The 12,107-nt window shown below is 69.6% G+C and carries 11 protein-coding genes and 1 pseudogene; 8 read left to right on the top strand and 4 right to left on the bottom strand.

The window, feature by feature from the left end; all coding sequences use genetic code 11:
* The first annotated feature begins 89 nt into the window (after positions 1-89).
* From G6019_RS16670 to G6019_RS16680, 3 genes are all read left to right on the top strand, one after another.
* On the top strand, positions 90-572 hold the full coding sequence (locus tag G6019_RS16670; protein ID WP_182613176.1) for a GNAT family N-acetyltransferase: 483 nt from the start codon (positions 90-92) through the stop codon (positions 570-572).
* 40 nt (positions 573-612) lie between these two features.
* Positions 613-1,944: a TrpB-like pyridoxal phosphate-dependent enzyme gene (locus G6019_RS16675; RefSeq protein WP_182613175.1), complete on the top strand. Its 1,332-nt coding sequence runs from the start codon at positions 613-615 to the stop codon at positions 1,942-1,944.
* Between the two features lie 80 nt (positions 1,945-2,024).
* Positions 2,025-2,954 carry an SDR family oxidoreductase gene (locus G6019_RS16680; protein WP_107755246.1) on the top strand — a complete coding sequence of 310 codons (930 nt, stop codon included), beginning with the start codon at positions 2,025-2,027 and terminating at the stop codon, positions 2,952-2,954.
* 34 nt (positions 2,955-2,988) lie between these two features.
* On the opposite strand, the gene G6019_RS16685 is transcribed toward G6019_RS16680, so the two are convergent.
* Positions 2,989-4,854, bottom strand: coding sequence for an ABC transporter ATP-binding protein (locus G6019_RS16685; protein WP_107757890.1), 1,866 nt, complete (start codon positions 4,852-4,854; stop codon positions 2,989-2,991).
* 255 nt (positions 4,855-5,109) lie between these two features.
* On the opposite strand from G6019_RS16685, the gene G6019_RS16690 reads away from it, so the two are divergent.
* Positions 5,110-6,657 carry a fatty acid desaturase gene (locus G6019_RS16690; RefSeq protein ID WP_194305850.1) on the top strand — a complete coding sequence of 516 codons (1,548 nt, stop codon included), beginning with the start codon at positions 5,110-5,112 and terminating at the stop codon, positions 6,655-6,657.
* A 133-nt stretch (positions 6,658-6,790) separates the two neighbouring features.
* On the top strand, positions 6,791-7,336 hold the full coding sequence (locus tag G6019_RS16695; RefSeq protein WP_241726121.1) for a TetR/AcrR family transcriptional regulator: 546 nt from the start codon (positions 6,791-6,793) through the stop codon (positions 7,334-7,336).
* An 8-nt stretch (positions 7,337-7,344) separates the two neighbouring features.
* Here the strand turns inward: G6019_RS16695 and G6019_RS16700 are convergent, their stop codons facing one another.
* Entirely contained in the window at positions 7,345-8,103 is a 759-nt protein-coding gene (locus G6019_RS16700; RefSeq protein ID WP_182613174.1) for a PaaI family thioesterase, read from the bottom strand.
* Between the two features lie 12 nt (positions 8,104-8,115).
* Here G6019_RS16700 and G6019_RS16705 point away from each other — a divergent pair, with 12 nt between their 5' ends.
* Positions 8,116-8,937 (top strand): SDR family NAD(P)-dependent oxidoreductase, encoded by an 822-nt coding sequence (locus G6019_RS16705; RefSeq protein ID WP_107755243.1) that lies wholly within the window; start codon positions 8,116-8,118, stop codon positions 8,935-8,937.
* Between the two features lie 12 nt (positions 8,938-8,949).
* Here the strand turns inward: G6019_RS16705 and G6019_RS16710 are convergent, their stop codons facing one another.
* Complete coding sequence (locus tag G6019_RS16710) at positions 8,950-9,645, bottom strand: PaaI family thioesterase (RefSeq protein ID WP_182613173.1); 696 nt, start codon at positions 9,643-9,645, stop codon at positions 8,950-8,952.
* Between the two features lie 93 nt (positions 9,646-9,738).
* Positions 9,739-11,193: an FAD-dependent oxidoreductase gene (locus tag G6019_RS16715; RefSeq protein ID WP_182628107.1), complete on the bottom strand. Its 1,455-nt coding sequence runs from the start codon at positions 11,191-11,193 to the stop codon at positions 9,739-9,741.
* Between the two features lie 52 nt (positions 11,194-11,245).
* Here G6019_RS16715 and G6019_RS16720 point away from each other — a divergent pair, with 52 nt between their 5' ends.
* Together G6019_RS16720 and G6019_RS16725 are read left to right on the top strand one after the other, a co-directional pair.
* Positions 11,246-11,800, top strand: coding sequence for a nuclear transport factor 2 family protein (locus tag G6019_RS16720; protein ID WP_182612991.1), 555 nt, complete (start codon positions 11,246-11,248; stop codon positions 11,798-11,800).
* Positions 11,801-11,810: 10 nt separating this feature from the next.
* Positions 11,811-12,107: pseudogene (locus G6019_RS16725) on the top strand (hypothetical protein); the annotation flags it as partial.

Below are 12,107 nucleotides of genomic sequence, written 5' to 3' on the forward strand. Positions count from 1 at the left end.
GCCCGGCCCGGCCGCCGGCTCCGCGCCGCAGCCGTCGGACGACGATCCGGCCGGTGGTTCCCCGGCCGACAAGCCCTGACCTGCAGTTGATGGGTGAGCACGAGTCTCCGTGGAGAGTCGTCGCCTCTCCGCTGACCGGGCTGGGGCCGCTGGACGTCCACGCGCTGTACAAGCTGCGCGTGGACGTCTTCGTCGCCGAGCAGGACTGCCCGTACGCGGAGATCGACGACGTCGATGCCGACCCCGGCACCACGCACCTGATGGCCTGGGCTCGGGCCACCGAGTCCGGACCGGACGAGTTGGTGGCGACCCTGCGCGTGTTCGAATCGGGGGTCCACGGTGGGGTCATGCACCTCGGCCGTGTGTGTACGGTGCCCGGGTGGCGAGGGCGGGGGATCGCCGGTGCCCTGATCCGTCACGGCATCGGGCTCTGCGGCACGACGCCCGTCGAGATAGGCGCCCAGTCCCACCTCGAGGGGTGGTACGAGCAGTTCGGGTTCCTCCGGTGCGGACCGGACTACTTGGATGAACGGATCCCGCACCTGCCCATGCGGCGCGAACTCGTAAGATGAGGTGCGGCTCACCCCTCCCGACATCTTCCGAGGACACCACATGACGTCTGATGCTGCACCGCCGGCCACGGAACCTCTGGTCAAGGCTCTGCTCCCCGAGAGCGAGATGCCGACCCACTGGTACAACATCCAGGCCGACCTGCCCGAGCCGATGGCGCCGCATCTGCACCCTGGCACCAAGGAGCCGCTCGGCCCGGAGGACCTCGCCCCGCTCTTCCCCATGGCGCTCATCGAGCAGGAGGTCACCGGCGAGCGGTACGTCGAGATCCCGGAGGAGGTGCGGGAGATCTACCGCCTGTGGCGGCCCTCGCCCCTCATCCGCGCCCGCCGACTGGAAAAGGCGCTCGATACCTCCGCGAGGATCTTCTACAAGTACGAGGGCACCAGCCCGGTCGGCTCGCACAAGCCCAACACGGCCGTGGCCCAGGCGTACTACAACGCCGCGGAGGGAATTACCAAGCTCACCACCGAGACCGGCGCCGGGCAGTGGGGGGCCTCGCTGGCGTTCGCGGGCCAGGCCTTCGGCATCGAGGTGGAGGTCTGGCAGGTCAAGGCATCGTTCGAGTCCAAGCCGTACCGCCGCATGCTCATGGAGACCTTCGGCGCGTCCGTTCACCCCAGCCCCTCCGACCTGACCGAGGCCGGACGGTCCTTCCTCGCCAAGGACCCCCGGACCCCCGGTTCGCTGGGCATGGCGGTGTCAGAGGCGGTCGAGGTGGCCGCGGGCGATACCGAGGCCCGCTACTCCCTGGGGTCCGTTCTCAACCACGTGTGCCTCCACCAGACGATCATCGGCGAGGAGGCCCTCAAGCAGTTGGGAATGTTCGGCGAGATGGCCCCCGACTTCGTGTTCGGGTGCGCCGGGGGCGGCTCCAACCTCGCCGGTCTGGCGTTCCCCTTCATCCGCGAGAACCTGGCCGGCGCGCGGACGAGGATCGTCGCTGTCGAGCCGTCCGCGTGCCCCTCCATGACCGAGGGTGAGTTCCGCTACGACCACGGGGACGTCGCGGGGCTGACACCGCTCATGAAGATGTACACGCTGGGCCAGGACTTCGTTCCGGACCCCATCCACTCGGGCGGACTGCGATACCACGGGATGGCACCCCTGGTCAGTCACGTCAAGCACCTCGGGCTGCTCGACTCGATCGCGGTGGAACAGAACGTCGCCTTCGCAGCCGGTGTGGAGTTCGCCAAGGCCGAGGGAATCGTCCCCGCGCCCGAGTCCACCCACGCCCTCGCCGGAGCCCTCGACGAGGCCCGCAGGCACACCGGCGAGGCCGGCACGGGCCCGTCCATCGTGATCGGCCTGTCCGGTCACGGCTTCCTCGACCTCCCTGCCTACGAGTCGTACGTCCGCGGCGAGCTGGGCTGACCGACCCGCGCCAGCAGGGCACCGCGCCAACAGAGCCACCCCCGACCCGACCGATCCACTCTCACCACCAGGAGCCACCCATGGTCAACCCGATCGATTTCACCGACCGCGTCGCTATCGTCACCGGTGCCGGCGGCGGCCTCGGCCGCGCGTACGCCCTCGCCCTGGCCGAGCGCGGTGCCAAGGTCGTCGTCAACGACCTCGGCGGTGACGTCCACGGCGAGGGCGGCACGTCCTCACCGGCCCAGCGAGTCGTCGACGAGATCGTCGCGACCGGGGGCGAGGCGATCGTCGACGGCACCGACATCACCGACGAGGCCGCGGTCGACGCGCTGGTCTCCTCGGTCATCGACACGTGGGGACGCATCGACATCCTCATGAACAACGCCGGCATCCTGCGCGACAAGTCGTTCGCCAAGATGGACACCGACGACTTCCGCAAGGTCCTCGAGGTCCACCTCATGGGCTCGGTCAACTGCACCAAGGCCGTCTGGCCCCACATGGCCGAGGCCGGATACGGCCGCATCCTCATGACCACCTCGTCCTCGGGCATCTACGGCAACTTCGGCCAGAGCAACTACGCCGCCGCGAAGTCCGGCCTCGTCGGTCTCATGAACGTCCTGGCCATCGAGGGCGCCAAGAAGAACATCAAGGTCAACTCGATCGCGCCCACGGCCGCCACCCGCATGACCGAGGACCTCCTGCCGCAGCGAGTGCTGGACATCATGGGCCCGGAGACCATCGCACCCGGGGCGCTGTTCATGGTCAGTGAGGAGGCACCCACCAAGACCATCCTCGGTGCCGGCGCCGGGGTGTTCGCGGTCTCGCAGATGGTCGAGAGCCGGGGAATCTATCTCCCGGACAACGCCCGGACCCCGGAGGTCGTGGCCGAGCGGTGGAGCGAGATCGCCGACCTCACCGACGCCCAGACCCTGGAGGGCGCATTCGAGCAGACGTCCAAGTACGCCGCCCTCGCGGCGCGTGAACTGGGGCTGCACCTCGAGAGCTGATCACGCCCTCCCCCGCGCCACCGCGCGGGAGTCGTCACTCCTGGTCGGCGAACTGTGTCTCGTACAGCTCGGTGTACCGCCCACCCGCTGCCAGCAACTCGGTGTGGGTGCCCGACTCCACCACGCAGCCGTCCTCCAGCACGAGGATGAGGTCGGCGGCGCGGACGGTGGACAATCGGTGCGCGATCACCAGCGACGTCCGGTGGGACATTGCCTCGGTCAGGGCCTCCTGGACCGCGGACTCGTTGGTGGAGTCCAACGCGCTGGTGGCCTCGTCGAGGACCACGACGGACGGCTCCGCGATGAGCAGTCTCGCGATGGTCAGCCGCTGGCGCTCGCCGCCTGACAGACGGTACCCGCGGTCTCCGATGACGGTGTCCAGCCCGTCGGGCAGCGAGCGGACCAGGTCCTCCAGCCGCGCCCGGCGCAGGGCGTCCCACACGCGCTCGTCGGTGACCTCCGGGCGGGCGAAGGTCAGATTCGCGCGGATGGTGTCGTGGAAGAGATGGCCGTCCTGGGTGACCATGCCCACCGTCCGGCGCAGTGACGACGAGGTGACCCGACGCACGTCGAGGCCCGCGACCCGCACCGCCCCCGAGTCCACGTCGTAGAGGCGCGGAAGCAGCGACGCGATGGTGGACTTACCCGCGCCGGAGGACCCGACCAGGGCGAGCATCTGACCGGGATCGGCACGGAAGCTGATCCCGTGCAGCACCTCCTGGCCACCGCGGGTGTCGAGCACGGCGACCTCCTCGAGCGAGGCAAGGGACACCTTGTCGGCCGAGGGGTAGGAGAACCGGACGTCGTCGAACTCGATGGCGGCCGGTCCCTCCGGCACGTCGACCGCGTCGGGGGCGTCCTTGAGCAGCGGGTCCAGATCCAGGACCTCGAAGACCCGCTCGAAACTGACGACGGCGGTCACCACGTCCATCGGTGCGTTGGCCAGAGAGGTCAGGGGTCCGTAGAGGCGGGTCAGCAGGAGGGCGAGTGCCACGACGGACCCGGCGTCCATCCCGCCGGACAGGGCGAACCAGCCACCGATGCCGTAGACCAGCGCCAGTGCGAGGGTGGAGACCAGCGTCAGCGAGTTCATGAACACGCTCATCAGCAGCGCGGTCCGGACCCCGATGTCCCGAACGCGGCCCGCGCGGGAGGCGAACTCCGCGGATTCGGCGGCGGGGCGGCCGAAGAGCTTGACCAGGGTCGCGCCACCCGCGTTGAAGCGTTCCGTCATCTGGTCGTTCATCGACGCGTTGAGGTCGGAGGCCTCGCGACGCAGCCTGGCCAGACGCCGGCCCACGTAGCGCGCGGGGAACAGGAACACCGGCAGCAGCAGCACCGACATGAGAGTGAGTTGCCAGTTGATCCCGGCCATCACGACGAGGGTCAGGATGAGCTGGACGAGGTTGGACACGACCCCGGAGAGGGTGTCCGAGAACGCCCGCTGGGCGCCCATGACGTCGTTGTTGAGTCGACTGACCAGCGCGCCCGTGCGGGTGCGCATGAAGAAGGCGACGGGCATGGTCTGGACGTGGTCGAACACCGCACGGCGGAGGTCGAGGATCAGGCCCTCGCCGATCCGGGCCGACCACAATCTGGTCACCACCGCGTTGACCGCTTCGACGACGCCGATCACCGCGATGGCGGCGGCGAGGAGGAACACCACTCGCACGGCGGTGCCGTCCACGATCGCCGTGACGACGCGGCCGGCGAGCAGCGGGGTCACCACGGCGAGTGAGGCGCCGAAGACCGAGAGGATCAGGAACAGGACGATCCGCCTGGTGTGCGGTTTCGCGAACTGTCCGATCCGCCGGAAGTTCTCGCGGGTGAACACGCTGCGGTCGAGCGTAATGTTGTTGTTCTCGGCCCGCATCAGGGTGCGCATGGCGGCCTGCTGCATCGTCACGTCCGCCACTCCTCCTGCGTCGGAGAGGGGGTTTCCGACGACCTGTCGGTACAACCGCGTGTCCGGTGCCCTTATTCCACGGGTGCTGAGCTGACCGGGCCGCCGAGCCGACGACGCAGATGGGTCACGAAATAGCCACGTCTGGACAAAGTAAGAGATCGTGTCTAGACAACGCCACGGTTTTTGTCTAACCTCGACCACATGAAGTGGCGTATGCCACATCCCGAGTGAACTTCGGAGGTCGTGACGATGTCCAGCACCGAATACATCCGCCCCCGCGGCGGAGCCGATAATCCAGACCGGGACCACATGACGGCTCCCGCGGGGCAGGCCGACTCCCCCGTGGGGGACGCCACCGACGGAGGCGTCGAGCCCTACGCCTGGACCGACGTCAAGCGGTACCTGTGGCTGCTCGGGTTGATCCCTGCCATGGGCCTGTTCCTGTCGATGCCGTTCGTCATCGGGTTCAACTCGCTGGGTCTGGGGTGGGCCGCCACCGCCGCGTGGTTCCTGCTCCCCGTCCTGGTGTACATCGTGATCCCCCTCGGTGACCTGGCGATCGGCGCCGATGGAGAGAACCCGCCGGACGAGGTGATGGACAAGCTCGAAGCCGACCCGTTCTACCGGTGGTGCACCTATCTGTACATCCCCTTCCAGTACGCATCCCTCATCGTCGCCTGCTACCTCTGGACCGCGCAGGACCTGTCGTGGCTCGGGTACGACGGTGGTCTCGGGATCGCGGCGTCGATCGGCGTGGCCTGGACCGTGGCCATCACCGGGGGCATCGGGATCAACACCGCACACGAGCTCGGCCACAAGATCGCCGGGAGCGAGAAGTGGCTGTCCAAGGTCGCCCTGGCCACGACCGGGTACGGGCACTTCTTCATCGAGCACAACCGCGGACACCACGCCCGCGTGGCCACCCCCGAGGATCCGGCCAGCTCTCGCTTCGGCGAGTCGTTCTGGGCGTTTCTCCCGCGCAGCGTCGTCGGTTCCGCACGATCGGCCTGGCACCTCGAGGTCGAGCGTCTCGGCCGTCTGGGCAAGGGGCCGTGGACCATCCGCAACGACAACCTCAACGCGTGGCTCATGACGGTCGTCCTGTTCGGTGGGCTCATCGCGGTGTTCGGCTGGGAGGTCGCGCCGTGGCTCCTCGTGCAGGCGGTCTTCGGCTTCTCGCTGCTGGAGGTCGTCAACTACCTCGAGCACTACGGCCTGAAGCGACAGAAGACGTCTGCCGGCCGCTACCAGCGCTGCCGCCCGGAGCACTCGTGGAACTCCGACCACCTGGTGACGAACATCTTCCTCTACCACCTGCAGCGGCATTCCGATCACCACGCCAACCCGATGCGCCGCTACCAGGTGCTGCGCAGCTTCGAGCAGGCCCCGCAGCTGCCGTCCGGGTACGCCACGATGATGATCCTGGCCTACGTGCCGCCGCTGTGGCGCAAGGTCATGGACAAGCGCGTCCTGGCCCACTACGACGGGGACATCACGCGGGCCAACATCCAGCCGTCCAAGCGTGAGAAGATCCTCGCCCGCTACGGCGTCGACGCGACCCCCGGCGGGACCACCGCGGTGGCGGAGAATGTCCTCGTCGACACCGACATCGCCGCCGACCAGACCTCACCGACCGGCGAGTACGTGTGTCCGAACTGCGGGCACCACTACTCCGAGACCGCCGGTGAGCCCCGCGAGGGCTTCCCTCCCGGTACCCCGTGGTCGGCGATCCCCGCCACCTGGCGGTGCTCGGACTGCGGCGTCCGCGACAAGGTGGACTTCCTGCCCGTGAAGTAGCCCACCACCCCCCGCGGGCATGAGATCAGGAACAATGGACCGCATGCCGCCCCGCCCGTCGACACGTGACCAACGCTCCTCCGGGGACTCCCGGGGGGGGCGTTGGTCGCCCCGCCTCACCGTCTTCGACGCCATGCACCAGCTGCTGGAGTCCCGCGACTGGTCAGCCGTGACCATGTCGGACGTGGCCAAAGCCGCGGGACTGAGCCGGCAGACGCTCTACAGCACCTTCGGCAACCGTCAGGGACTGGCGCAGGCGTATGCGCTCCAGTTGTCGGAGAAGTTCGCCGGTGAGATCCGGGACTCGATCATCAGGCACCCCGGGCAGATCGAGCTCGCCCTGAGTGAGGGGATCAACGGGTTCCTGCGGTCCAGCAGCCGGGATCCGCTGATCCGGGCGCTCGTGACCGGTGACATCAAGCCGGACCTACTGCGTCTGATCACCACCGAGGCCGGGCCGCTCATCGAGCGTGCGACGGAGGTGCTCATGCCGGCGCTGTCGGAGAGCTGGATGCGGATCGAGGCGAGCCAGGCCCGGTTGGCCGCGTCGATCATCGCCCGGATCGGCATCAGTTTCATCTCGCTCCCGCCCGAGGACCCGGACCAGTTGGCCTCGGGCCTGACCGAGGTGATCGCCCCCTACCTACAGAAGGTCGTCCAGGTCGACGTCCAGCAGTAACGGTCCGATCAGGCTCCGTCCCCCACCGTCGACCGCTGATCCGGTCGACCCGGGACCGCGACGCTCGCCTCGAGGAAGAGACCACGGGCCTCCACGCACAACCGCTCCCCCGCGTGGATGGTCGCCTTGGTCCAGGTCTTGCGGCCGTCCACCTCATCCACCCACGAGCGGAACGTCAGGGGCTTCAGTAGCGGGGTGGGTGAGCGGTAGTCGATCTCGTAGTGGGCGGTCATGCCGTACCGGCCTCCCCAGTGGTTCGCGAACCCCATCATGTGGTCGATGATGAGGGCGCTGATACCGCCGTGAACGCACCCCGGGGGGCCCTGATAGGCCAGTCCGAGCGTGACCTCGGCCGTCACCGAACCGTCATCACACGCGGAGAACCGCACCGGTGGGGCGATCGGGTTCTCCGGCCCGCCGACGGGATTCGCCCTGCGGGAACCGGCGCCCGTCCACATCGTCTCCAGTCGGCGGGCGGGCTCCGGGACGCGCGACTCCAGGAGGTCCGCCACCCCGGCCAACCGGTCGGCGATGTCGTCCAACCGGACTTCCGAGTGGGCCAGTCCGGAGATCGCCTCGCGCAGTCTGCGCAGCTCCACCACCGTGCGATCCAGATCGGGATCCGGGGTGGGGAGGTCGGGGACGGGAACGGGATCGAAGGTCTCCCCCAGCCGCTCCCGCATGCTGCTGAGCTGGAAGTCGTCCACGCCCTCGATTCTCGGGAGGGGACCGCGACCGACTTCGGGACTGTCGTTGTTCTGGGACATACTCTGAAGACTATGTCGACACCCGTCAGAAAAGGACAGTTCGATCCTTCCGCGTACGGTCCCTGGGCTCTGGTCGTGGGCGGCAGCGAGGGGGTGGGGGCCGAGATCGCCCTCCGCCTGGCCGAGGCCGGGATCTCCTCCGTGCTGGTCGCCCGTCGGACCGGACCCCTGTCAGAGACCGCCGGCGAGGTCCGCGCCAGGGGCGTGGAGTGCCGTGAGCTCTCGGTCGACCTCACCGAACCGGGTGCCACTGACGCGATCGCCGCCGCCTGCGACGGCCTCGACGTGGGGCTGGTGGTTCTCAACGCGGGCGCCAACACCTACGGGGCGGAGTTCGCCGAGTCGGACATGGACCGCGTTCAACAGGTGATCGACCTCAACATCACCTCGCCGCTGCGGATCATCCGCCACTTCGCCCCCAGGCTCCGGGACCGCGGTCGGGGCGGCATCGTGGTGATGGGGTCGATGGCCGGTTACCTCGGGCACGCCGACATGAGCATCTACTCGGCCGCCAAGGCGTTCAGCCGGGTCTTCGTGGAGGGCCTCTGGCTGGAGATGCGCGACCACGGTGTGGACGTGGTCGAGGTGATCCTCGGCGTGACCCGCACCCCGGCCATGATCCGCGCCGGTCTGGACATGGACCTGCCGGGCATGACCGTGAGCGAGCCCGCCGAGGTCGCCGAGGAGGTACTCGAGTCGATCGGCCGGGGGCCGGTCCACGTCTGCGGAGGGCAGGGCAATCGCGCGGGTGTCGAGTTCAGCTCCGGGGTGGATCGCGGCCGGATCGTGGCCGGGGCGCACAAGCGGATGAAGGCACTGCGCGGGGAGAGCTGACCCCCGCCCGGCTCAGCCCTCGACCGGCCGGTCCCGCTGCGCGTCCGAGATGCCCCTGGGTTCGATGAACAACGCCTCGGCACGCGCGCACAGCGTCTCGCCGGTGTACAGGGTGGCGCTGGACCAGATCTTGCGGCCCTCCACCCGCTCCTGGCGCGCCTCGAACCTCAGGGGTGCATCCAGCGGTGTCGGCGAGGTGTAGATCACCCGGAGGTCGGCGGTCATCCCCACGCTCTTGGCGGCGGCGTTGGCCAGGCCCAGCATCTCGTCGAAGATCAGCGCGACGATCCCGCCGTGCACGCAGCCGGGCGGGCCCTGGTACTCGATGCCCAGTCGCAGATCCGCCCGCACGGTGGCGTCGGGCAACACCATCGGCTCCAACGGAGGGGAGACCGGGTTGCGGCTGCCGATGGCGGGGTTCGAGGCCAGATGCTCGGGGACCCCCCAGGTCACATAGTCCGACGGCCGCACCATGGTGCCGACCGCCTCGAGATGGTCGGCGAGCTCCCGCACCGTCGTGACGGCGTTGTGGACGTCGTCGAAGCGCGACCCCGCCACCAGACCCCGCACCCGGCGCAACTCGCGGGCCAGGTCGGTGGCGCCGGTTGCGTCGTCATCCCAGGGCAGGAACGGGACACCCCTCCCGTCGCCCGGAGCGGTGCCGGTGGTTCCGGGGAGGGGATCGGTGGCGGAGGCATCGGTGGTCACGACAATCGAATCTACTCCGTACTCCCCCGGGCGCCGGGGTCGCCCGCCGCGGGAGACCCACCGGCCCCGTGGCCTCGCCGCCCGGGCGATCGGTCACCTACCGGTTCCCTGCGCCGCCCCGCGCCCGGCGCGGCGGCCGAAGAAGGACCCGTCGCCCAGGGAGGTCCCGGAGATGTACCCCTCGCCGTGCAGCCCGTGGGTGCACCGGCCGGCGGCGAACAGACCGGGGATCGCCTCACCCGCCCGGTCCAGGACCCTCGACTGCAGATCCGTGTGGAGCCCGCCCAGGGTGAAGCCCTGCGCCTTGAGGGGGAGACCGTTGAAGGAGTCCGGCCCCCCGGCCCCGGTGGGATAGGCGCCGAACGGCGGCTCGAGCGGTCGGACCCAGCGCGCGCTCTTGCCGAACTGGGGATCCTCGCCGTTCCGGGCGCCGGCGTTGTATCTGCGCAGGGTGTCGGCCAGCGCCTCCGCCGGCAGCCCGCAGTCCGCGGCGAGCTCCTCGATGGTCTCCGCGGCGTGCATGGGCTGCATCCCCCACAGTTCGCTCTCCGGGACGTCCTCGATGCCCTTCTCGTCGATGATCACCCACACCGGGGGCCGGCGGTGGTGCACGGCGGCGTGGCAGTACAGGCCCGGGTAGACCTCCTCGTTGATGAAGCGCTGGCCGTCGCCGTCGACGAGCATCGCCCCCACCGCCAGGCGGGGGATGATGAGCATCGCCGTCTCGGTCTGGTGCATCCGGCGCACGGCGGCACCCACGTCCATGCCCATCTCGATCCCCGAGCCGTCGTCGCGGCCGTCGGACACCTTGTCCTTGCCGACCTGCTGCGGCGCCCACTGTTCGAGCATGCGGTCGTTGTCGACGAAGCCGCCGGTCGCCAGGACAACCCCGCCGGTGGCGCGGTACTCCCGCTCCTCGCCGAACTCCGTCGCCCGCACGCCGACGACCCGGCCGTCGTCCATGATCAACGATCGAGCCCTGACGTCGCAGTGCAGTGTCACCCCGGCCTTCTGCGCGGTGGCCACCAAAGCATCCATCAGCACGTTCCCGGCGAAGTTCGGGGCGGGTGGGCGGTGACCACGGGCCGCCGGGCGCGCGATCGAGGCGTAGGGTTCGGCTCGCTCACCCATCCACATCAGGCCCGAGTCGTCGCCCGGCATCCACGTGGGGGTGTCCCACAGCTTGTGGTTGAAGACCGCACCGTGGGCCACCAGCCAGTCGTGGTGCTCGACCGCACCCGCACAGTAGTCGGCGATCTTGGCCTCGTCCGCGTTCGGACCGAGTGCGGCGGTGAGGAAGGCGCGCATGTCCTCCTCGGAGTCCTCCACGCCGAGCGCCCGCTGGGTGGCGGTGCCCCCGCCCAGGTAGACCTCGCCGCCCGACTGGGAGGACGATCCCCCCGGGCCGGAGGCGCCCTCCAGCACGATGACCGACGACCCGGCCTCCGCGGCCTCGATCGCAGCACACGCGCCCGCGATGCCCATCCCCACCACCACCACGTCCGCCGAGTGCACGGTCGGACGGGTGTCTGAACTCTTGTCCGTCATGCGCCACACTCTACGTGTAACGTGTTCCAGTTCGTGCATTACTGTCGGGTTCATGACCCCGGCTCGCGACCCCGACCGTCTGGACGCACTCGAGGCGAGGCTCGGTGCGACCGAGTCCGCTCTCGCCACGATCCGCGACGAACTGGCCCGGGCCACGGACGAACTCGCGATCCTCAGACTCGTCGCCGACTACTCCCCCAGGGTCGACTCCGGGGACGCCGAGGGGGTCGCCGAGCTCTGGGCCGCCGACGGGGTCTACGACGTGGACACCGGCGTGCTCGAGGGCCACACGGACCTCGCGGGGATGGTGAGCGGTGACGACCACCAGGGTTTGATCGCCCGTGGTTGTGGCCACGTGCCCGGCCTGCCGGTGGTCCTCCTCGACGGCGACCGGGCGGTGGCGACCGGGTACACCCAGTTGGTGGTCCGTTCCTCCCGGCCGGGGCGCTACACGGTGACGCGGGTGACGGCGAACAGATGGGAACTCGAGCGTCTCGGTCCGGTGGACGCGCCCGACCGTGGCTGGCGGGTGGTGCTGCGGACCGCCCGGGCGGTCACCGAGGACGGAGAGGGCAGACGCCTGCTCGGCAGATCCCGCGAGGGGTAGCGTGAGACCCATGATCCGCCGACGACCCGCGGTCCCCGACCCCACCCTCCGCGCGGGACGGCTCGCCCTGCTCACCACGTGCGCGGCCCATCTGGGTTTCCAGTCGATGGTCACCTCGGTCGTCTACCCGACGCTGTTCGAGGGCCCGACGCTGGGGATCGGCGAACGCCAGGCCGAACACGCCCGCCGGATCGCCCCGGTGGCCCTGACCCTGTACGCCTCCGGGCTGGGTGCCGCCGCCTGGGCCGCCTACGGATCAGTCCGGTCGCCCGGCCGCGACGGGCTGACCGCCACCGTCGTCGCGTGC

This window comes from Dietzia sp. DQ12-76, assembly GCF_014145045.1.
Classification (GTDB): Bacteria; Actinomycetota; Actinomycetes; order Mycobacteriales; family Mycobacteriaceae; genus Dietzia.

Coding starts and splice junctions, on each gene's coding strand:
- G6019_RS16670 (WP_182613176.1), top strand. CDS start 90: ATGGGTGAGCACGAGTCTCCGTGGAGAGTCGTCGCCTCTCCGCTGACC.
- G6019_RS16675 (WP_182613175.1), top strand. CDS start 613: ATGACGTCTGATGCTGCACCGCCGGCCACGGAACCTCTGGTCAAGGCT.
- G6019_RS16680 (WP_107755246.1), top strand. CDS start 2,025: ATGGTCAACCCGATCGATTTCACCGACCGCGTCGCTATCGTCACCGGT.
- G6019_RS16685 (WP_107757890.1), bottom strand. CDS start 4,854: ATGCAGCAGGCCGCCATGCGCACCCTGATGCGGGCCGAGAACAACAAC.
- G6019_RS16690 (WP_194305850.1), top strand. CDS start 5,110: ATGTCCAGCACCGAATACATCCGCCCCCGCGGCGGAGCCGATAATCCA.
- G6019_RS16695 (WP_241726121.1), top strand. CDS start 6,791: ATGCACCAGCTGCTGGAGTCCCGCGACTGGTCAGCCGTGACCATGTCG.
- G6019_RS16700 (WP_182613174.1), bottom strand. CDS start 8,103: ATGTCCCAGAACAACGACAGTCCCGAAGTCGGTCGCGGTCCCCTCCCG.
- G6019_RS16705 (WP_107755243.1), top strand. CDS start 8,116: ATGTCGACACCCGTCAGAAAAGGACAGTTCGATCCTTCCGCGTACGGT.
- G6019_RS16715 (WP_182628107.1), bottom strand. CDS start 11,193: ATGACGGACAAGAGTTCAGACACCCGTCCGACCGTGCACTCGGCGGAC.
- G6019_RS16720 (WP_182612991.1), top strand. CDS start 11,246: ATGACCCCGGCTCGCGACCCCGACCGTCTGGACGCACTCGAGGCGAGG.